This window comes from Lysinibacillus pakistanensis, from assembly GCF_030123245.1.
GTDB lineage: Bacteria > Bacillota > Bacilli > Bacillales_A > Planococcaceae > Lysinibacillus > Lysinibacillus pakistanensis.
This window is the reverse complement of record NZ_CP126101.1, coordinates 2,479,298-2,500,846: the sequence shown is the minus strand read 5'-3', so window position 1 is coordinate 2,500,846 and position 21,549 is coordinate 2,479,298. Positions and strand designations below refer to the sequence as shown.

Sequence of the window (21,549 nt, the reverse complement as noted above, 5' to 3'; positions counted from 1 at the left end):
TTCAATATTTACATACCTGAATCTAAGAAATTATTTAACTCTTTAGAGATTTCACTTTCAGTTGTAACGAAAAATGTAGGCAGCAAAATAATATTCAATAAAATCGGTCCAACAATAAATAATAAATCAATGCCTGGATTAAAATAAAGACCAAATGCAGTCAACAGCCCAGACATCACTAAAAATACAATTTGCGCAATGATTACCATTAATGGGATGATTTGATACAGATAATTTAACTTTCGGAACTGATGCATATTTTCTGGATCTTTAATGATTCTCTTTTTCAAGCGTCTTGACATTATTATACAAGTCAATAATTGCACTAAAATAAAACTAAAATAGATAACGCTATTGAGCACCAATTGACCTTTCATGACGGTTCCATCAAAATGGCCTACCCGCTGCTGTAAAAGCTCGTAGACAGCTCCCTCATAGACATATTCCTGATCACTTAAAAGCGTGAGAGGTGCTACGAACCCGAATGCTGCCCAATCATTTGCATTGACTTTCCAATTCGTTAATTTACTAGCTAAAATACGTAATTCAATGGCTTCATCTTCACCAAACATTCCTACTAGGATACTATATGGAATTGCTACTTTCATTTGCCCACTTTGCTTTTCTTGAAATAAATCTTGAATGAAGAAAGTATACGCAACTTCTGACTGGTTCGCTTCATAATGAGCATCTTCTACCTTCCAATGACTTGCTAATGTGGATTCAATCTTATTTCTCATCTCAACATAAGGCTTATCTTTATGTAATCGCTTAGGTATTTTATAAACAAAATGATTATCACTTCCGATAATGCAAATATCAACTTCAACCTTATCTTTTTCAAAGGCATTAGCAATAGCTGTCATTGGATACAACATTATGGCGACTAGGAAAAACAGGATTAGTGACAATCCGCACTTTTTCACGCAATGCTCCCCCTTTCCGTCACATATGCTAGATTTACACTATCATAGCTTTTACCGAAAAGACTATTTCGTTATTCCGAAAAAGCAATAGTGGTTTTCCGAAAGAGCTGATTTCGGTATTCCATAATGATCATTTATTATGGATAATATATAGCATACTATTTGATGAAACGGAGATTATTCGATGAAAATAAATGAGAGAGTTAGATGATTAAATGGACATATAGTATTTTCATTGCATATTTAGTACTAGGAATTTATGTACTTGCAGTAACAATAAAGGCACCTTTTATTGGTATTTTGGTGGACGCATCTAGTGGGCAACTAGTTATTGCTGATCTCTATTATCCTGATTGGGCACAGCAACAAAATGTTGAAACGGGTGATATTTTACTGACAATCGACAAAGAACCTGCACAAGAAAATAGTTCCATTCAATTTCACTCAGTCGCAAGAAGTGCCAAAGAGTTAACATTTATTAAGCCTAGTGGCGTTGTTCATACCATAACAATTCAGCATCAAGATATACCTGAGGAATTATTTTTGCAAATTATTTTTCCAATATTTTATTTCTTACTCTCCTTAGGGGTTTCTTTCTATTTATGGAAAAATAATAAAAAAGACAAAAAAACGAAACTATTAACACTATTTTTATTAACCTGCTCTTTAGCTTATATTAGTACAGGTGCTTCCGGAAGAGGAGATCTTATTGGTATGCTAGTAATAGGGATAGGCATCATTTTATGTTTAGTACTTTTAATTCACTTTTTACAATTGTATTTCCGCTACTTACATATAGAATGGCGATATCTTGATACGAAATGGCTTTATGTCCTTCCACTTGCGGTTCTTTGTTGTTATGTCTATGTACTATTTAATCGAGGTTTGAGAGAATTAACTGCCTTTATTATTTTAGGTCTATTTGTTGGACTTGTCCTTTATGCTATCTATATATTACTTACAAGTTATTTACGAACAAAACTAGCAAAAATCCGGCTAATTGCTATTGCCTTTATTACACCATTCTTACCTTTTTTACTTTTTTTTGTAATACCAGAAATATTGGGTCATGAACCCATTTTACATGCGGAGTTTGCTGCACTATTTTTATTATTTATTCCATTCTCCTTTATTTTCATTCAAGTGAATGAGCGACTATTCGATATTGAATATCAATTATCTCGATTTCGGTATTATTCTACCCTTGCTTTTTTTAGTGCCGTAATACTGACTTCAAGCATAGCCTTAATATTTTCAAAGGATATTTCACTTGTTACAATGACAAGTATCTTTATTCTTATTTTTCTTGTTATCATAGCAAGCTTCTATATAAAAGAGCAGCTTGATTTTAAATACCGAAAAATTATTTTTTCTTCCACTGGTAATTATGTACATAATTTATATGCTGCAGTTAACAGAATGGGAAAAGCAAAAAATCAACAAGAATTATTAAATCTATTCAAATATGAAATTACCGAAAAACTTGGTACAACAGCCTTTTTGATTACTACCGAGACAGAAGTTGTACCATTCGTTCGCGGTGAGATTATTGAAAAAATGGGCACAATTCAACTGTTGCTACACGATGCTGGTGAAGAAAAGGTCGTTTTAAAAATAAGACACTCCCTGCAAAAAGAAGAGCTACTTTGGCTTGAGTTACTTTCACTTTATGTCTCCATGTTTATTGATAATCTGAAGCTTATTGAAGATTTAGTGCAAGAAATCCAACAAATACAGGATGCCAATGATACACAGCTACCTTGGCTCGATAAATTATTGTGGAATATTATCGAAAAAGAAAAAAGTATTTTAGCGCAAGAATTACATGACACCATTTTACAGGAACAGCTTCATTTAGCGAGAGAGCTAGATGTGCTTGCTGGAACATCGATTATAAAAAAAGAAAAGGTATTAGATATTCGAGAGCAATTGCTGAATGCCACAAAAGATTTACGGGAATATTGCGAAAATCTAAGCCCTCCTTTACTTGACACATTTGGATTACAGATGGCTTTAAAAAAATTAATACAAAAAGTCAAAATTCGGGCAGATTTTTTATTAAATGCACATATAGAACGTGTCCAATTTCAGGACGTCACCTTACATTTAGTTGTTTATCGCCTAGTACAGGAACTGTTAAATAATGCGATAAAGCATGCTGAGGCCACTGAGGTATCATTAAAGTTACAAGCCATTCAACATGGTTTTATCCTATATTACGATGATAATGGAATTGGCTGTAATATCGAAGATTTAATGCAATCATCAGCTTCCATGGGTATAAACGGTATTCGTGAGCGTGTTCGCGCATTTAATGGTGAGATCAACATTGCCTCCAATCATAATGAAGGAATGCATATATATATTCAAATTCAAGAGGACGGGGATTCGTATGATTAATATTCTTATTGTAGATGACCATCCTGTCGTTTTAGATGGTACGAAAACGTTATTACAGGATTTAACGGATGTTAATATAGACACAGAGCAGAATTGTGAAGCGGTATTAGCAAGAATGGATGCTCAAGCTTTTCAATTATTTTTAATCGATATTAATATGAAACCGATTAATGGTATTCAGCTTTCTGAGATGATTAAGAAAAAACACCCCGAAGCCATCATCTTACTGTATACAGGATACGAGCTTTCCGATTATTACGAATTACTGGTAGAGAAAAAAATTGACGGTCTACTCTCAAAGTTAGCCACTAAAGAGCAAGTGATACAAACTATTCTAGCTGCGTTAAGAGGTGAAATTCTACTATCAGCAGATTTTTTGGATTTCGTTCAGCAGCGCATGAATATGCCAAATAGACATCAGGAAGTTTTACTGAGTGACAAAGAACAAGAAATTTTACAGCTTGTCGCACAGGGCTGTACGAATAAAGCCATTGCTTCTGCCATTGGCGTAACACAGAGAACAGTTGAAAACTATTTATCTAAATTATTTGTTAAGCTGAATGTAGAATCAAGAGCGGAGGCAGTAATTGTAGCAAAAGAGAAAGCGTGGATTGACTAGCGAGAGTAAATATAAAATTTTATCTATTTTCTACAAATGTAAATTTTTTCTTACTAAAAACGGAATATACTGGATAAATGTATAAAACTGTTATATAATGAAAATAATAATTACATTACTTCTTTAATGCCATTAAAATCACGTATTCAAAAGGATAATACGAACTTTTTAATACGTGATTCTTTGCAAGCGATGGAAGGAATATGATTGTTGAATTTTTTTGGGAGGGTGTTCACATGACACAAGGTACAGTAAAATGGTTTAACGCAGAAAAAGGGTTTGGCTTTATCGCAGTTGAAGGCGGAAATGATGTATTTGTACATTTTTCTGCTATTCAATCGGATGGCTTTAAAACTTTAGAAGAAGGTCAAAAAGTGGAATTCGGCGTAGAAGAAGGAAACCGTGGACCACAAGCAACTAATGTTGTAAAGATTTAATGTAAGCTTTAGCATTTAAATGCAAATATTCAAGAGACATCCTTGGTTTGGATGTCTCTTTTTTAATGTTATAACCTCTGTGCATTATCAGCACTTAAAAAACGACACAGGAAATTTAAAATAGCAATATAAAACGGAAATGAAAAGATCATTGCAAAAAGGATTAATCCTTGCACAGGTGCTGGTGAATCGCCTTGATTGGTGATTGGAAAAATACTTGCAAATAGAAAGGTAAAGATGATTGAATATGGTAGCCAAAGAATAGTTGTTACATACACTAATCGGCGACGAGCAAGCCATTTAGCTGTTAGTTTATACAGAATAATACTCCCTGCTATCCAACCGATTGCGTGAACCAGAAATAAAAAAATATCAATCTGCTGCCCTTTCCATCCAGTTAGTCTTAACATTCGATAATAATTCACCTGTAATTCAATCGAAATAACGAACATTAGTCCATAATAGATACTCACTAGATTTAGCTTAAGAAAATAACTCATTTCTCAGCTCCTTATGCATACGAATGTAGACCAGCGATCACTAGATTTACAAATACTTGATTAAAGACGATAATGCCAAAGCCAATAATTGCTAACCAAGCTGTTTTTTCACCCTCCCACCCCTTTGATAGTCGAAAATGAAGGAAGGCAGCATAAAATAAAAATGTGATGAGCGCCCATACTTCTTTAGGGTCCCAGCCCCAGTATCTGCTCCAAGCAATTTGTGCCCAAATCATAGCAAATAATAGTCCTCCTAGAGCAAACAATGGAAAGCCTATGACCACAGCCCGATATGTAATTTCGTCCATTAAAGCTGGTTGTACGCGATTTGTTAATGGCTTTAATAAAACGATTAATGGCCTTCTTGCAATTAGTGTAAGTACCACATATAGTATCGTTCCCACTAGAAATGCCCATACAATAGAGTTTAATTTCTTCGCATCAACCTTGTTTGTAATCTGTAAAACACCTATTTGTTCTCCATCAGTGGTTAAAGCAGCATCATTGACAATAAGTGGCATCATTGTATAATCGGCTGTTTCTTCTTTTCCTTGTGAATTTTCAAAATGAACCTTCACAGTATCTGATGTGAGATTGAAGTATGTAGACACACCAATAAAGCCTATTACAACAATAAGACAATACATAACAAATTCTAAAGCAAAGGTACTAATTGATTTCTTTGTAACGTCTAATGTTCTTAATAAATAGATAATTCCTGTTGCAAACGAAATCGATAAGATGGCACTTGAAAAGGCCACGGTCATCACATGAATTGTTAGCCAATGACTTTGTAAAGATGGTACAAGCGGTGAAACTTCCTTTGTGAAAACGCTTCCATATCCAAGAATAATTAAGGAAACTGGAATAGTAAACAAGCCCACTACGATTTGTTTATACAGCAAATGAATAATTAAATAGCTTCCTGTAAGCATGATGCCAAAAAACGTCATAAACTCATACATATTACTTACTGGTGCATGATCTACAGCAATCCACCTTAAAATAAAATAAACTAATTGTAAAGTAAAGGCACTATAGGTTAGTAGTAATCCGACTTTGCCAAACATTTTTCTTTTCGATTTTACCGCTAGTCCAATCGGTAAAATAGCAATTAGCAATAAAATAAAGGCAATGAACAATGAATTACTGCTTAGGTTTAATAATGTTTCTGTACTCACTTTAAAAATCCCCCAACGTCTTTTTTAGGAAACGGTAATACTGCTCCCAATAAAAAGAACGTCATTCATAAAAAGAAGTGCCAACATATGCCATCAAATATTTTAATTTTTGCAAATTGTTACGAATTTATGTCGCAAAATAAAAAAAAATAAACCATCTATTCATATGTAAATAGATGATAGTTGAAATTATTAAAGTTGACATGCCTCTATCTATATCTTACTAAAAATAGAATAAAAAGTCTATTTCTAATTTCATAGCTATGAGACAATGAATATGCGCAAATACTACATAACGTTATGTAAAACAAGTGGAGGCTTTACATGAAGCAAAATATTTATGACAATCCTGAATTTTTCCATCACTATCAAGCGTTACGTCAAACACCTTATAATTATAATAATTTGCTCGAGCAACCCGCGATAAAATCCTTACTGCCGAATCTTCAGAATTTACAGATGCTTGATATTGGCTGTGGAATGGGCGAATTCGCGTATTATTGTATTGAAAACCAAGCAAAACATGTTACTGCCATTGATGTCTCTAGAAATATGCTGGCTATCGCACGACGTGAATATGCTCACCCAAAGATCGACTACAGATTGTATGCAATTGAGGATTATCATGTAGCTCCAGAAAGCTTCGATTGTATTACAAGCTCCCTTTCCTTGCATTACATTGAAAATTTTGATGCAGTGATCAGTAAAATTGCAAGCATACTTCGTTCAAATGGTATCTTTATTTTTTCCATAGAACATCCCATCGCAACAGCTAGGAAAACAATGGTGGATAATTGGATTTATGATGCTAACGGCAATAGAAATCATTATGCGATTGACAATTATCAGGATGAGGGCTTACGTGAGCAAACCTGGTTTGTGGATGGTGTAGTTAAATATCATCGATGTATCTCTACGATCATCAATTCATTAATTGCACATGGCTTCACTATTGAAAAACTGTTAGAGCCGCTTCCTGATTTAGAAGCAGTAGAGAAACTTCCCTCTCTAGAAAAAGAACTTCGTCGCCCTTCCTTTTTAGTTATTCGAGCAAAAAAATAATCATAAAAATTTGGAGGTCTCGCAGTAATTCTTCTTCGAGACCTTTCATACTTTATGTACTTAATTTTACATAAATAATTTCCGGATCTCCCTCGTCCAAATTCTCAATAATTCCACTTTTTATAAAGCCCGTCTTCTCAAATACTTGATGCATAGCCGTATTTGATTGATTAGTGGAAGAAAAAATCTTCGGCGTGATAGCTATTTCTACATAAGCTTCTATCAAAGAGGCTGCAACTCCCCTTCTCCGTTCAGATGGCTTTACTATTACTAAGCTGATAAAGCTATGTTCAAAAAAATCATTTGTAAATATTAGAAAACCTGCAATCCCATGTTCATTTTGCTTGATGATACAGCGGTTTTCCTGAATAGCTATCCTAATCTGTTCACTTCTTGAAAAATCACCTATGATTTCTTGATCTATCGCACATATTTCATCCAATTGCTCTATCCTTGCGTTCATTACTAATGACATTCGTTTCACCTTTCGATATCATAACTCATTACGATAAGCTCATCATTAAATCCTAGTACTTGCCTTCCCTCATCAACAAAGCCACATTTAGTATAAAGTGCCTGTGCAGATATGTTTGGGACATTAACGCCTAGCACCAACTCATTAATATGAGGAAAATGCTCCTGAACAAAGTCTGGTAAGAGCTGTAATGCTGCTTTTGCATAGCCTTTCCCTTGCTCATGATAATCAGTAGAAAAGGAGCGAATTAACAAGGCAGCTTTATTTGTTGAATATGGCTTTACCCCATCTTTTTCATGGAGTATAAAGAAAGTAACTAGCTTATCTTCAGCAAGCACCAATATGGCATGACGATTTTTGTCCTGTTTTGCCAGTTCAATACTTTCTTTTGGAGACTTCGTAAACCGTAGCTGCTCTGGTGTAATCGTATATCGCTCAATTAAGTGATCATCACACGTCTCATAAAATTTTAATCTCATCAAGATACCCTCCCTCCTATTCCTCCTCATAGATTGCTGTAAATTCAAACCCTCCATCTATTAGCTGTTGTAAATAGTCGTCAAAGGACGGTGCAATAACCTCATAGCTATCTGGATCATGAACATATCGAACGACCTGTCCAACCTGTCCGCCATCATTTGGATAAAAATCTATATATAAGCTAGAAGTGCCACCATTATTCATACAATCCGCAAAGCATAAATGTTTATTTAATGGTATATGCATCTGAATTCTATCATCCACTTCAACATACTCTAAAAAGTCCTGATAACGTTCATAAATACTTTCACTATTCACTACTTGGTTATCTTTTATCATTTGCTCAATAGACTTTAAATAATATGGATATTCACCTAGATCTGAGCCTAATACTAGGACACAAATCGTTGCTTCTCCATGCTTACAAAAATAGGTTCCATTAATATCCTGTAGTAGTTTAATCAATGATTCTGGACAACTAGGAAATAGACCTAATAAGGCTTGAATTTGAGAATCTGTTGCTCCTTTTGCTTGTTGTAGTTGGTTTTGCTCCTCTTCAGGTAAAAAGGTCATCAAGCCATTAAAATAAGGTGTATGGAAACGCATTAAATTCCCCTCTTTTCGTTATGTTCGTAATAATTTGGAATTTTCTTTTAATCCATTGTAAAATACTCTATTTGCAAACACCATCAGAAATTTGAACTATTGATAGATGGGCTATTGATGAAATTCAAGATTAAAATCCTTCTTATTTAAATATTTATTTCTCCCAATCTCTAAAAATGCTACTATAAAAGTATTCTATTAGAAGGAGTTGTGCCAATGAGTGCGGAAAGTGCAGTAGACGTTTTGGTTATTCAACTAATCAATCAAGGGATGTCATTCTAACTGCAGCCCTTGAGCAAGGGAGAACACAAATGGATCATTACATGAAAAACTTTCTTACAGGTCAATCAATTACTTTACAGCACATGACTTCGTCTGACTTAGAAGCATTTGTCAAAATTGAAGGTGAAAAAAAGTCGTTATTATTTGCTAATGACGAAATCCCCTTTCCAAAAACCTTCGAGGATCATTCTTCATTCTTCCAAAGTATTAGTGCAAAGAAGGAAGATTTTTTTTTTCGGCATATTTGAAAAATCTACAAATGAGCTTATTGGTACATGCGCTGTATTTTCAATTAATTGGCAAAACAGTACATGCTTTGTAGGGATTTCGATTGGCGAGCAATGGCAGGGTAAAGGATTGGGAACCGATGCTATGAAAACCCTTATCGATTTTATTTTTAACTATATTGCTATCAATAAAATTAAACTACAGGTTTTCAGCTTTAATACAGCAGCTATTCGATCCTATGAAAAATGTGGCTTTTCAAAAGAAGGTATTTTAAGAAATGAGATTTTTCCGATTCGGTAAGTTTTATGATTTAGTATTATATGGTCTATTACGAGGAGAATGGACTCATTAAGATAAGTAATAAACGCCCACATCAAACAGTGTGGGCGTTTACATATTTTGATGCGTTCTTTCCTTTAATATCTACATCATTATTGATTTTCTTCCTTGAAGACTATAGTCACTATAATCCGTTCACCTTTAGCCTTTTCTAGTAATAAAATAGTTTATCACACGAATTCTCTTCAAATATCTTTCTTCATATTACTCTAATTTTCGAAAATCCCCAACAATTATCCGAATAATTGATAATTTCCTCAGCAAAAAACAGCAAAAAGGTTTATTTGATAAATTGCGACAAGATACGAAATTCGAGAAAAATGAATGGAAAGTATTACTATAGCGATTGGTAATCGCAATAGTAAAAAAGATACAAATTTAGTTAATTGAAATCTAAATTTTTTTTTAAAAGCTATACGTATCCAGCCTTGACTTCTTTGGATTCAAGGTATTTAACTTTATGCATATTACAATTAAAGTAAATTAAAATAGGCGAAAAGATTCAACCGGAAAATTTAGTATTCCAACCCCCTCTCCGAATTAAGAAGCCCTTCTATGACTAAATTACGAATTTAGCTTACTAAACACAATATGACATATTTTTTATTTTATGTGGTATACAATGAGAAAGTTGAATCGAGGTCATATAGATTTTATGACAGGAAAATGGAGAAAAAATTTAGGAGGAAAGTATCTTGGTACAATTATCGCTTAAACAATTCTTGAGGGTGAAAATCGAAATGAAGAGAAGAAGAATGTATAGAAAGGCAAAGGATTTAGGTTTCACCCATCCTATTGTTGTAGATTGTAGTCAAGAATTGGATATATTACTAAATAGATATTCAAAACAAGCGCAAGTTTCCTAACCAGCAATATTAAACATGTTGTTCTAAACCTGTATTAGGTTCCTTTTATAAAGTTCAATCCAAATACTGATGTTATTGTCATGATACGTATACATAACAAGTAATTGGGAAATCTAATTTATAAAAGGAGGCCAAATGATGCAGGTATTGTTTATGTCCTTGATGTTTGTTTCAAGCTTTTTACTACAGCAGCCTCGGCATTCAGTAGAAAACACAGCAACTACACTTTGTACACCTATTGTAGCTACTTCCTATAAGTATCCAAATAATCAGTATCAGTCATTGCAAAATGAGGACGATTTTTATCAACAAATTAATTCAGCACTTTATGAGGAATATTCTGATGCTAGCTTGAACATTCGTCAAAAGATAGCCTTTAAAGACATACCGAAGGCTATAGAAACATTTCATTTAAAAACAAATTTAATAGGTAAAAAAATAGACCTCACTCAACATACTTTTATTCATCCCAATCGACAAGTATATTTTTTAGCATCCTTTAGACAAACAGAACAGGAAACCTATCATAAATATTTTATCATTGACGCTGAGACACAAACCATCTTATTAGGAAACAGCCTTTACAATCCACACAATCGTATTGTTCCATAATTTAAATACTCGTCATATTTTATTGTATGCTTAAAAATTAAGAAATAGTAGCAAATATGATGAAATAATGGATTTTTCAAGTAAATTCTGTAAATGTTTTAACAAAAAATTCAAATTTTCTCGCTTAAAATTACCCTCGGTCATAAGTTAGCTCGACTCTAAGCACAGTAATCGATTTGATTCATAATAAAGTGCCTAGAAGTCGAGCTACACCTTTAAGGTATAGACTTTACAAAATTGCTTTTTGCTTTATCTCTTTTTTGATATTGTCCATAAATTGTAACAATGGCATTTCATGTAAGGATTGTTCACCGTGTTTACGAATAGTAACATACTGTTGATCCTTTTCGCGGTCACCAAGTACTAAAATATACGGTATTTTTTTCATTTGAGCCTCACGAATTTTCTTACCAAGCTTTTCTGAACGATTATCGATACCGACACGAATTTGTTCCTTTTGTAAAGCCTCCACTACTTCCTGGACGTATTCTTGGTGTTGATCTGCTACACCAATTATCTGTACCTGCTTGGGTGCAAGCCATGTAGGGAACACCCCTCCAAAATGTTCAATTAATATCCCCAAAAAGCGATCAATAGAGCCAAATACAGCCCGATGAATAACAACTGGTCTTACTTTTTCATTTTGCTCATTGATATACGTTAAATCAAATTTCTCAGGTAGTTGGAAATCAAGCTGAACTGTTGCACATTGATGACTGCGATGAATAGCATCTTTAATATGAATATCAATTTTCGGTCCATAGAACGCACCATCGCCTTCATTGATTGTAAATGGCAAGCCTAAATGATTAAGAACGTTTTCTAGTGCTTCTTCCGCTTGATCCCATAGCTCCAAATCACCCATAAAATCAGCAGGACGTGTAGATAATTCAATATCGTACTGGAAGCCAAAAACCTGATATACCTCATCAATAATTTTTAGAGCCAGTGCAATTTCTTTCTCGATTTGTTGAGGTGTGGCAAAAATATGAGCATCGTCCTGGCAAAAAGTACGCACTCGTAAAAGTCCATTTAATGCACCACTAAATTCATGCCGGTGTACTTGACCAAATTCAGCCATACGAATTGGTAAGTCTCTATATGAATGTAAGTCATTTTTAAAAATCAGCATGTGACCGGGACAATTCATGGGCTTTAGTGCGAAGCTTTGGTCATCTACATGTGTAAAATACATATTGTCTTTATAGTGATCCCAGTGTCCCGACTGCTCCCAAAGGCGTTGATTCATCATCAATGGTGTCCGTACCTCATGATAATCATATTTCGCTTGCAACTGTCGTAAATAAGATTCTAGTTCATTGCGAATGATTTGACCATTTGCTAAATAAAACGGCATACCTGGTGCTTCCTCTGAAAACATAAATAATTCTAGTTCTTTTCCTAACTTACGATGGTTTCGCTTCTCTGCTTCTTCTAAAAAAACAAAGTATTGTGCTAATTCTTCTTTTGAGGCAAACGCTACACCATAAATACGCTGAAGCATCTGATTTTTACTATCACCACGCCAATATGCGCCAGAAACATGCATTAATTTAAAGTGCTGTAATTTACCTGTAGAAGGTACATGTGGCCCACGACATAAATCATAAAATTCTCCCTGCTCATAAACTGTCACTTTTTCATGCTCTGGTATATCCGCTAATAGCTCTAGCTTTAACGCATCATGGGCAAAGAGCTGCTGTGCCTCTTTGCGTGTAACCTCTCTTCGCAGTATCGAACTATTTTCTTGTACAATTTTCTTCATCATTTTTTCGATTTGTATTAAATCAGCTGGCACAAGAGGATGGGCTAGATCGATATCATAATAAAACCCATTGTCAATAACAGGGCCGATGCCAAAGCGAGCATCAGGGTACAGACGCTTCACTGCTTGAGCTAATAAATGGGCTGTTGAATGACGAATTACGTTAATCCCTTCCTTTGAGCTTGCATCATAGAGGGCAATTTGTGTATCTTCCACAATTGGGCGCGTCAAATCAATGATGGTTCCGTTAGCACTCCCTGCAATTGCTTTTTTACGTAAAGCTGGGCTTATTGTTTGTGCAATTTCGGTTAGTGTTACACCCTTTGTAAATACTTGCTGTTGACCATCTGGAAATTGAATGTTAATAACTTGATTTGACATATTCTCTGCTCCTTTTTTGAATAATCAGGTTCTAAAAGACACTGATTAAAAAATAAAAAAACACATATCCGCCCCATAAAAGGGACGAGTATGTGTTCATTACCCGTGGTTCCACCCAAATTCCCACTAACTTTGCTAGTGGCTCATTGATTTGCAGTAACGTTGCAATAACGGTGCAAGTTTCCAAGCACGGCTCAAAGGTAGTAAGATTTAATTGCTGCATTAGGAAGCTTTCAGCACATGCCTCCCTCTCTGTGAATCGCTATCAACTCTCGTGTCCTTATCATCGCCAATTTCATAGTTTGATGAAATTGTTAACTACTATAATCGAACATTGTATAACTTGTCAATATTTGAAAAAAAATTTTTGCCAAGCTTTTTTAAATCCTTGTAGCAATTGGTAAAGAATAGTGCTGTCTTTGTACACAGAAATAGCAATGTGGATCACTGCGAGGCATCAAAGGAATCATTATATACAATATAATTTTGCCATTCTTTATTTCCCGTTTTTTCTATAAGGCTCATGAGCATCAATTGCCTTCTGAGTTCACTTAATAATTATGTTAGTATACTAAATCAACTATGTCATAAATTGGGTAAACCATGCGATATATTTTGCCCCTGGGATAAATAGGAGCTGTGCCAAAATTGTTCCTAATAATCTTGAACCCATCATCATCACAGAAGCTCGTTTAAGGCTTAAATAACTGCCTCTTTGATTGATAACATCATCTGCAAGAATGGAAATCTTAGGGTCAATAAAAATAATTAATAAGATTGTTGCCACACCATTAATTAGTCCAGATGACATCATAGCCGTTGCATGTCTTTCAGGAGCAAGAAGTGCTGCGTATAAAGCAGACAAAACCCCAATTGTATAGATCGCAGTAATTAGTACATTGATAATGAATAATTTAAAGGGAATATCACGCCAACTAATCCCTTTCAAGTATGCAAAACTTGGCATATGAATATGTTTGAAGCCTCTTTTGATATACTCCATTTTCAAGCTTTTCTTGAATAATGCTGGAATGGAACCCCTTTCCTCTGATAAATGGATAATGGCCCTTGAAAATAGAGCCACAAATGTAGGTAAAAGCAGTATGCCTACTAATGTACCTAGTGAAGCAAAGCCAATTATCACTCGAAATTGCTGCTCAACGAAGGCTAGCGTATCTGCCCCTGGTGCGGTATCAATTAAGCTACCTGTAAAGGGCTGCTGCATCATATTAGCCAGTCTAGATACCATAACCATAACATTAAATAAGGATAAGGCTGAGGCTAATAATTTTACTCTGGCACCTGACAATCTAACTGCATAGGCTAATGTTTCAATCGAATGAATAATAAGTATAAATAATGCGATAACAATCAATTTTTCAGTTAAAATGTCCAAGTTTCTTACCCTTCTTTTCAATGATTAAACGATTCACATGTTTGTAATTTGTGTTGCCCCTCTATTCATATTTTACGAAATCCACTGTAATATGTTCCTTTATCATCAACCAGAAGAATGAAGATGCTCATTGATTTACCCTTTACTAGTCAGGAGTAAAGAGCAAATTGATAAAATCACTTGGATAATATTATTTTTTATTCGTTTGCAATGCAGCTTTAAGCGTAAATGGAATTTTTAAATATGTATACTTTACCGTTATCGTTTTCATATCAGCTGCCTCCATTCTCACAGCATAATGCTGAGGCTGCTTTCCTAATCCCTGTCGATCTATAAATTGACTAGGGAAAATAGTAATCTGCCCTAATTTATAAAATGTAATGTTCGGATCATTCTCCATTTCCATCTCTGCTTCAAACGGTGCAGACTTACTGACAACAAGCTCTATTTTTTCAGGTATTTTATCGTTAATTAGGACCTGTTGAAGCTGTATTTCCTGTAATCCTTTATTCTCTAGTTCAATTATTTTGACCGTTGGATTATCTTTAAGGCTTGTATAGGCACTAATTGTAAGTGGCGGATTACTTTTTACATAAATGATGAATGCCGCTCCCACCACAAGTACGCTAAATAAAAAAACAAATAGAATTTTTTTCATTTCTTTCCTCACTTTCCTGTTTCCCAATCAAGTATAACGATAAATTCTCTACTGGAAAACCTCCAATATCAATTTCAGCTTGGTGTGAATGAAGATAAAAACAATCTGCCTTAGTAAGAGACAGATTGTTTTTGCAGTCTTAATTCATCCCGTATTGGAATACCGTCATCACCGACAAGGGGAATTTCAGGCTTATAAAGTCTTGCTTGTGCGACAGCATTTTGTAGGATTTCTACTAAAAAATAGCCACGTTTTTGATAAAATTTTAATGCATGTAAATTATCATTCGTTGTGATAATAGTGATCTTTGTACAGTTATTCGCAAAAGCCTGTTGTTCTACAGCTTGGACAAGTGAAGAACCAATACCTTTACCTTCCACAGTACTATCTAGGGAAATAATTTCACACTCTTCTCCACGTAAAATATATGTCACAAGACCAGTTATCTTCTGTTGGGCCTCTACGTATGCAAAGCCATCTAGTTTGCTACAGTCATAAATACCACTAGATATAACCATTTCTGTCGTTCCCCAATGTTCCTTAAAAAACTGCAATACTTCTTTTTGGGGTAATTGTTGAATCGAGACAATTGTCATTTTTTAACTCCTCACTAAATCGAAATATGAAATACACCAGCTAATGCTTTTTGGATGCCCAAAAATAGGACCCATGAAACAACGCCTAATCCTATGGCAAACACGATATGAATGGATGATTTCATCGCCATGTATATCACAAAGAGCATCACCATCGTAGCTGGTAGTCCAACGAGAACACCGACCATAAAACGCTGAATATGTTCGCTCGATTCACTTTGTACTGTGAGCCATATAATACTTAAAATACTAACAAGAGGTAGTGCGGCAATAATACCACCATACGTAGGAAATCTTCTGGCTACCTCTGTAACGATTCCAATAATTGCTGCAGAGCTAAGAATTTTAACAAACGTGTACATTATTTCGACACCTCGCTTAATAAACAAAATGCCTGCAAAATGGTTTGTCGTTCTTCTTCTGATAATTGATGTAACGCATGTTGAAGTTTATGAGCATCTAATTCGGTATTTTTTTTGACAATCACAAGCCCCTCTGCTGTTAAATGAAGCATGACTTTGCGTTGATCATCAACAGCCCTTTCCTTCTTCACCCAGCCATTCCGTTCAAGTTTTTTAATATGCTCGGAGGCTGTATTCTGAGAAATATTCAGTAATCCTGCGATATCCCGAACAGTAACTTCATCTTCCTTTTGAATCATCTGTAAAATTCGCACGCTTTGATGGGAAATGACATCTTCATGTGTTGTATGTAGATGATAATATATGGTTGTAAAATAATTATTCATATCCTGAATCATCAAATAACCCCTTTTTAATATATCGTTTAGAACGATTATATCGTATGGAACGATATATATAAAGTGATTCAATTCAAAAGATATAAAGTTTATATTTTCAGATTTTCTAGTTAGTATTTTTTATCTGTTGACAGCTCCTTCCACTTTAATTAGGATAATTTATCGCCCAATTATCCAAAATTATCGAGAATTATCAATGATTTACCGAAAAATTTTCACAAATATACCTGTTTCACTCTTCTTGCATATCAATTTCAATATCAAATGAATTGTTTTTCTTATTTCACTCATACTATCCATGTAAGAATTTAAAAAAAGAGAGGATGTACAAGCATGGGCATACTTAGTGGAAATCCTAAAGATGAGCCATTACATTACGGAGAAGTATTTAGTATTTGGACACATCTTACAGTAAATTATGGCTTTATCGCTGGCTATCAAACGTTTTATAATCATGCAGGTGATGAAGATTTAAGAAAAGTAATCGAAGATATCATCGACACTTGCAGAGAAGAAACAAAACAGTTAGAAAAGATTTTAAAAACTAACGGTGTTGCTTTACCGCCTGCACCACCAGAGAGACCGGTAGCACGAATTGAAGATATACCCCCCGGTGCAAGATTTAATGATCCTGAAATTAGCGCTGCCCTAACTGGTGACCTTGCTGCTGGATTAGTAACATGTAGCCAAGTTATGGGTATGTCAACTAGAGAGGATATTGCACTCATGTACGCACAATTCCACACTGGTAAAGCACAACTTGGTGCAAAATTGTTACGTCTTAATAAAACGAAAGGTTGGTTAGTTCCACCACCAATGCATGTAGTTTATCCTGAAAAATAATATTAATTAAAACCTGACAAACCGTCTCCCCAGATAAACTGGGGATTTTTTTTCATCAAATTTTTTATTTGCAGGTTCATCAAATCTTTTATTTACTTAGAATGTAGGTATCAATATGGATATATTTTCTTGGTTTCCTATCGGAGTACGTCTACTATATTTCATCCCATCAATGATGTTACTAATTGTTGTACCATTTGTTTGTGTCGGGATTTAAGCAGCTATTTTCAGTAAAATTCTGCCTTATAAAATCTATAAAAGTCTTGTATTCCCCATTGTCCTATTAGGTTTCTTTATCTGGGCTATCCCAATGAACATGGGGTTTTATGGATTTTTTAGAGGAATGTTTTAAAAGTTACCTTACTTTTGCTTTTTCGTTTACATTGGCTTTGTTTAACTGGAATCCTACATGTTAAATCTACAGGCGATTATTTATTAGGAGAACGCCCTTTACGTGGAAAACTTGAAATTAAAGTGGTTGTGCGAGGGATTCACCCAATATTATTATGTTAACTTTAGAATGAAAGACCTTTCTTGAAGTCCTTTAACTGTTATACCTCCAATGAATTGTACCCGATTGGAATTTGATATTAGTTTTTTTTGGAGCTTTTTTATTTTAAAAGGAATAGAAACTATAAAAAAAAGTTAAATAAGCATATTATTTGCTTAGGGTCACTACTTTTACGAGTGATTCTTATTTTTTCTAAACAAATGATACTAAATAAAATTTGGTTAAAAAATTTACGGATACTAAAGCACCTTCTGTACAAACTAATTTCAGGAGGTGATTTTCAATGGCAAACAACAATCAAAACTTTAACTCAAAAATTCCAAATGCAATGAATGTAGAATTTGGAAATGAGACTGATGTTAATCAAATTAAACAACAAATCCAACAAGCAGAAGCTAACAAAAAACAAGCTTCTGGTTCAAGGAACACGTTGAACGAAGAATTCGGAAACGAGACAGATGTCAATCAAATTAGACAACAAATCCAACAAGCAGAAGCTAACAAAAAATTGGCTTCTGGTTCAAGGAACACGTTGAACGAAGAATTCGGAAACGAGACTGATGTTAATCAAATTAGACAACAAATCCAACAAGCAGAAGCTAACAAAAAATTGGCTTCTGGTCGATTTTCAAACGAAAACAATACAAAATAAATTTAAATAAAGCATCACCCAAAACCGGCAACCTTTGTCGGTTTTTTGTTTTCTCAATATACTTTCCTTTTGACAAAGTTTTGCTAACAATTCGAGCTGTTGCGTTGGCAATTGTGCAGTTTTTTATTTGCATTTATAAATGTCAATCACCTAAACATCGTAATTCTTGCTCTGTGTTTCCTAGTTGTTACGATAAAGTCATCTCCCATTTCCCGCAATTCTGGACCTCTTAAAAAACTGCAACATAATTACAAGCACCACCTTCATAGCTATAGACTTCGTTTTTTAAAGAAAATCTAAAAGTATTAGGTACATCCATTACAATTAATATTCTTTGAATAAATCCATCTCCTTTTTCGTAAGTTCCGCCATTAATTTAAATCTGGCACTTTGAACCTTATATTTTTTCCATCCCATTTTTCCCCTTTTAATTCATGAACATATTCTTTCAAAAAATCACTACTTATTTTTATTAATGCCTCTTCTACAATGAAGCAGGTCAATTAATTTCAAAATCAACAAAATTTTCGCTATGCTTTCGTAACAACAAAAACTAGCAAAAAAATGAATGGAGTCGGGCATATAGTTCTGAAAGTTCTTTATATACTAAAGATTTTAGTATATCCTGTAATACCCAATTCATTATCGCTATCATCGTAAAAAGAGGCGTCCATCCATGAAAAAAGAGTCAGAGGAACAATAAAAGTAAGCACCAGATTTGTCGAGGCATTGGAAGCACGAATTTAAAAATTTGAAATGGAAAATGCGTATTTAGAAAGTTGAATGCCTTAGTTCAAAACAAGGAACAATCACCAAACAAGACAAAGCACAAGTAACGGAATGAATTTCCAGTGACAGGATCATTGTCCCATGCACCCGAACTACCCTTAATTCCTATACAAATAAGGGGCTGTCCCATAAGTCTCTTTTGTAGTAAAATCACATGAAATTGAAAAGGAAGAAACGTTGATTTAACAACGTTTCTTCCTTTCGCTTTTTATTTATTTTTGGTTAAAAACCCTCTTTTGGGACAGTCCCTTATAATACGAAGCACCCGTTATTTCAACAATTAATGTGATTTGTATTCGAATTCAATAGTTGTAGCTGTTCTTTCAGATGCTGTTTTTCCAATTGTTTTCTCCACAAGATATAACCCCATATTAATGCCTGAAGAGACACCACCAGAAGTAATGAGATTACTATCTTGTATAACTTTACCTTCAGAAACTACTTGAATGTCAGGATGACGACGTACCCTCCCATGTCTCTTGGCGTCTAGCGCATACATTCCTTCGTTCGGTCTATTCATAAGGCAGAGGCTGGCGATGCTCCTTAAGGGACTCGTAGTCTTATGGTGAAAATAATGCCGGCTTCTCCGTGTCATCCTTCTGTTAGAGGTCGAGTTCTGATTGCTTAGGCTGCCTCTCCGAGACAATAAAGGTCTTTCATCATTTGGCTCACATCAAAATGTACTTTCTTCTTGCACAAGGTGTGTAAAATCTTCAGTAACTTTCCACAGAGCACGACAATCGATCTTCTACCACGCTTAGAAATCCGTTTTTTTCCTTTATGCTGTCCAGAAGAGTTTTCACGTAATGTGAGTCCCGCTAGTTTGATTAATTGGCGTGGATGCTCATATTGTGTAAGAGAACCAACTTCGGAAAGCAGCTCGACAATTGTTACGTCTCCGATTCCAGGTACTGATGCTAAATACGCATAATCCGTCATTTGTTTTGCCAGTTCTATCAGCTGGGCTGTTAATTCATCAAGCTGAGCTTGCATCAATTGATACTGGGAAAGTAGTGTAGCGATTTCAATGCGTGCCATCACTAAGCCTTCTGTCAGTCCAATCGAGCTTTGTGCCACCTCGACTAATTGTTTTGCCTTTGGTAGCTGTGGACTTTTCATCCCATCTACTTGGCGGTATAAAAGTAATAATTCTTCTGGCGTTTTCCCTTGAATGTCCATCGGCAGTGGTGTCTTTTCAAGCGCCGCATACGCCATTTTCCCGAAGTTTTTAAATACCTGTGTAAACTCAGGAAAAAAGCGATCTAACCAACGGATCATTCGATTTTGTAAGGCATTTACATCTTCTTGGATTTTGGCACGCAAGGTTGTACCATTACGCAATTCAGCTTCCACGCCTTCTAGAATACGTGGGTAACTAAACCGTCCATCTCGCATTAAACGTGCAATGACGAGCGCATCCTTTTGGTCATTCTTGTTTGAAGATTGTCATCTAGCTCTTTGGAACGATTGACATGATGAGGATTCACCATGATAAATGGAATTCCGTGTGCTTGCAGATAGGCAGCGAGATTCATCCAGTAGTGACCTGTGGGCTCGAAACCGACAAGAATTTCACTTTTTTCATGGGTAGCACGTAAAGCCAGTAATCTTTCATAAAAAGCATCGAAACCTTCTCTTGTTTGCGAGAAAGGGAACGATTTATGGAGCACGCGTCCTCTTTCATCAACCGCGCATGCATAATGTGTATGCTTGGCAATATCGATACCGATGACGAGTGTTTTTTCAGAGACTTGATTAATCTTTTGGTTCCTATTAGAATTCATAAAAGGAGTCCTCCTGTGTGATAGTGGGTCAATGGCTGTTGACACTCATGCATCATACAAGAGGGCTTTTCTGATTTCAAGCCCCTGAAAATCCTTCTAACAGGAATGCTCCTTTTAATTTTCTAGTAATAATATATTCTCAAGTTATTAAGATAGCTGGGAACTTTAAGGATTACCGCCTTTAATTAAAGAATTTTTTTATTCATTTCTATTCTTCTGTCTATCATTCAAGCCAATTATCTAAACTTCCAGGTCTATTAACTATGTGGAAGGCTATCCCTTTCTTGTGTACTTTGCAACGCCAATAATTACAAACACACATAAGACCACCCATCACGGAGTGGTCTATTTATTGCTTATTGAATTAAACACTTCTATCAAGCTTTAGATAGTTGGGTGAC

At 35.0% G+C, this 21,549-nt stretch carries 23 protein-coding genes and 1 pseudogene; 10 read left to right on the top strand and 14 right to left on the bottom strand.

What is annotated here, in order from left to right; translation table 11 throughout:
• Positions 1-8: 8 nt before the first annotated feature.
• Positions 9-926, bottom strand: a complete 918-nt coding sequence (locus QNH24_RS12220; RefSeq protein WP_283872520.1) for a hypothetical protein — start codon at positions 924-926, stop codon at positions 9-11.
• 207 nt (positions 927-1,133) lie between these two features.
• Between QNH24_RS12220 and QNH24_RS12215 the strand changes: the two genes are divergently transcribed.
• The 3 genes from QNH24_RS12215 (at position 1,134) to QNH24_RS12205 (ending at position 4,382) form a co-directional block, all read left to right on the top strand.
• Positions 1,134-3,326: a sensor histidine kinase gene (locus QNH24_RS12215; protein ID WP_283872518.1), complete on the top strand. Its 2,193-nt coding sequence runs from the start codon at positions 1,134-1,136 to the stop codon at positions 3,324-3,326.
• Positions 3,319-3,945, top strand: a complete 627-nt coding sequence (locus tag QNH24_RS12210) for a response regulator transcription factor (protein ID WP_283872516.1) — start codon at positions 3,319-3,321, stop codon at positions 3,943-3,945. Before QNH24_RS12215 ends, QNH24_RS12210 begins: the two co-directional genes overlap by 8 nt.
• 236 nt (positions 3,946-4,181) lie before the next feature.
• Positions 4,182-4,382 (top strand): cold-shock protein, encoded by a 201-nt coding sequence (locus tag QNH24_RS12205; protein WP_054771532.1) that lies wholly within the window; start codon positions 4,182-4,184, stop codon positions 4,380-4,382.
• Positions 4,383-4,450: 68 nt separating this feature from the next.
• Here the strand turns inward: QNH24_RS12205 and QNH24_RS12200 are convergent, their stop codons facing one another.
• Both QNH24_RS12200 and ccsB read right to left on the bottom strand, forming a co-directional pair.
• Positions 4,451-4,882, bottom strand: coding sequence for a hypothetical protein (locus QNH24_RS12200; protein WP_283872514.1), 432 nt, complete (start codon positions 4,880-4,882; stop codon positions 4,451-4,453).
• 11 nt (positions 4,883-4,893) lie between these two features.
• Positions 4,894-6,063 carry a c-type cytochrome biogenesis protein CcsB gene (gene ccsB, locus QNH24_RS12195; RefSeq protein WP_283872512.1) on the bottom strand — a complete coding sequence of 390 codons (1,170 nt, stop codon included), beginning with the start codon at positions 6,061-6,063 and terminating at the stop codon, positions 4,894-4,896.
• A gap of 324 nt (positions 6,064-6,387) precedes the next feature.
• Between ccsB and QNH24_RS12190 the strand changes: the two genes are divergently transcribed.
• Positions 6,388-7,125, top strand: coding sequence for a class I SAM-dependent methyltransferase (locus QNH24_RS12190; protein ID WP_283872510.1), 738 nt, complete (start codon positions 6,388-6,390; stop codon positions 7,123-7,125).
• A 52-nt stretch (positions 7,126-7,177) separates the two neighbouring features.
• Here QNH24_RS12190 and QNH24_RS12185 read toward each other — a convergent pair whose 3' ends face one another.
• From QNH24_RS12185 to QNH24_RS12175, 3 genes are read right to left on the bottom strand one after another with little or no spacing between them, the layout of a single operon-like run.
• Positions 7,178-7,600 (bottom strand): GNAT family N-acetyltransferase, encoded by a 423-nt coding sequence (locus QNH24_RS12185; protein WP_283872508.1) that lies wholly within the window; start codon positions 7,598-7,600, stop codon positions 7,178-7,180.
• A gap of 5 nt (positions 7,601-7,605) precedes the next feature.
• Positions 7,606-8,079, bottom strand: coding sequence for a GNAT family N-acetyltransferase (locus QNH24_RS12180; RefSeq protein WP_283872506.1), 474 nt, complete (start codon positions 8,077-8,079; stop codon positions 7,606-7,608).
• A gap of 16 nt (positions 8,080-8,095) precedes the next feature.
• Positions 8,096-8,686, bottom strand: coding sequence for an SMI1/KNR4 family protein (locus QNH24_RS12175; protein WP_283872504.1), 591 nt, complete (start codon positions 8,684-8,686; stop codon positions 8,096-8,098).
• Between the two features lie 311 nt (positions 8,687-8,997).
• On the opposite strand from QNH24_RS12175, the gene QNH24_RS12170 reads away from it, so the two are divergent.
• The 4 genes from QNH24_RS12170 to QNH24_RS12155 all read left to right on the top strand — a co-directional run bounded on the left by QNH24_RS12170 (position 8,998) and on the right by QNH24_RS12155 (position 11,013).
• A complete protein-coding gene (locus QNH24_RS12170; protein WP_283872502.1) occupies positions 8,998-9,216 on the top strand; it encodes a hypothetical protein in 219 nt (72 codons plus the stop codon).
• Entirely contained in the window at positions 9,119-9,496 is a 378-nt protein-coding gene (locus tag QNH24_RS12165; RefSeq protein ID WP_283872500.1) for a GNAT family N-acetyltransferase, read from the top strand. The genes QNH24_RS12170 and QNH24_RS12165 overlap by 98 nt, the downstream gene beginning before the upstream one ends.
• A 734-nt stretch (positions 9,497-10,230) precedes the next feature.
• A complete protein-coding gene (locus tag QNH24_RS12160; protein ID WP_054771497.1) occupies positions 10,231-10,401 on the top strand; it encodes an aspartyl-phosphate phosphatase Spo0E family protein in 171 nt (56 codons plus the stop codon).
• Between the two features lie 138 nt (positions 10,402-10,539).
• Positions 10,540-11,013 carry a hypothetical protein gene (locus QNH24_RS12155; RefSeq protein WP_283934537.1) on the top strand — a complete coding sequence of 158 codons (474 nt, stop codon included), beginning with the start codon at positions 10,540-10,542 and terminating at the stop codon, positions 11,011-11,013.
• A 229-nt stretch (positions 11,014-11,242) separates the two neighbouring features.
• Here QNH24_RS12155 and thrS read toward each other — a convergent pair whose 3' ends face one another.
• The 6 genes from thrS to QNH24_RS12125 all read right to left on the bottom strand — a co-directional run bounded on the left by thrS (position 11,243) and on the right by QNH24_RS12125 (position 16,569).
• Positions 11,243-13,159, bottom strand: a complete 1,917-nt coding sequence (thrS, locus tag QNH24_RS12150; RefSeq protein WP_283872496.1) for a threonine--tRNA ligase — start codon at positions 13,157-13,159, stop codon at positions 11,243-11,245.
• A 580-nt stretch (positions 13,160-13,739) separates the two neighbouring features.
• A complete protein-coding gene (locus QNH24_RS12145; protein WP_283872495.1) occupies positions 13,740-14,555 on the bottom strand; it encodes a lipid II flippase Amj family protein in 816 nt (271 codons plus the stop codon).
• 190 nt (positions 14,556-14,745) lie between these two features.
• The gene (locus tag QNH24_RS12140) at positions 14,746-15,213 is read right to left on the bottom strand and encodes a hypothetical protein (RefSeq protein ID WP_283872493.1); all 468 of its coding nucleotides are present in this window, start codon (positions 15,211-15,213) and stop codon (positions 14,746-14,748) included.
• Between the two features lie 110 nt (positions 15,214-15,323).
• On the bottom strand, positions 15,324-15,809 hold the full coding sequence (locus QNH24_RS12135) for a GNAT family N-acetyltransferase (protein ID WP_283872491.1): 486 nt from the start codon (positions 15,807-15,809) through the stop codon (positions 15,324-15,326).
• Between the two features lie 14 nt (positions 15,810-15,823).
• Positions 15,824-16,171, bottom strand: coding sequence for a DUF3147 family protein (locus tag QNH24_RS12130; RefSeq protein WP_283872489.1), 348 nt, complete (start codon positions 16,169-16,171; stop codon positions 15,824-15,826).
• Positions 16,171-16,569 carry a MarR family winged helix-turn-helix transcriptional regulator gene (locus tag QNH24_RS12125; RefSeq protein WP_283872487.1) on the bottom strand — a complete coding sequence of 133 codons (399 nt, stop codon included), beginning with the start codon at positions 16,567-16,569 and terminating at the stop codon, positions 16,171-16,173. The genes QNH24_RS12130 and QNH24_RS12125 overlap by 1 nt, the downstream gene beginning before the upstream one ends.
• Positions 16,570-16,902: 333 nt before the next feature.
• On the opposite strand from QNH24_RS12125, the gene QNH24_RS12120 reads away from it, so the two are divergent.
• Complete coding sequence (locus QNH24_RS12120) at positions 16,903-17,412, top strand: DUF3231 family protein (protein WP_054771493.1); 510 nt, start codon at positions 16,903-16,905, stop codon at positions 17,410-17,412.
• A 794-nt stretch (positions 17,413-18,206) separates the two neighbouring features.
• Positions 18,207-18,575 (top strand): gamma-type small acid-soluble spore protein, encoded by a 369-nt coding sequence (locus tag QNH24_RS12115; protein ID WP_283872485.1) that lies wholly within the window; start codon positions 18,207-18,209, stop codon positions 18,573-18,575.
• A 1,069-nt stretch (positions 18,576-19,644) separates the two neighbouring features.
• Here QNH24_RS12115 and QNH24_RS12105 read toward each other — a convergent pair.
• A complete protein-coding gene (locus QNH24_RS12105; protein WP_283872484.1) occupies positions 19,645-19,884 on the bottom strand; it encodes a type 1 glutamine amidotransferase family protein in 240 nt (79 codons plus the stop codon).
• Between the two features lie 104 nt (positions 19,885-19,988).
• Positions 19,989-21,148, bottom strand: a pseudogene (locus QNH24_RS12100) (IS110 family RNA-guided transposase).
• Between the last annotated feature and the right edge of the window lie 401 nt (positions 21,149-21,549).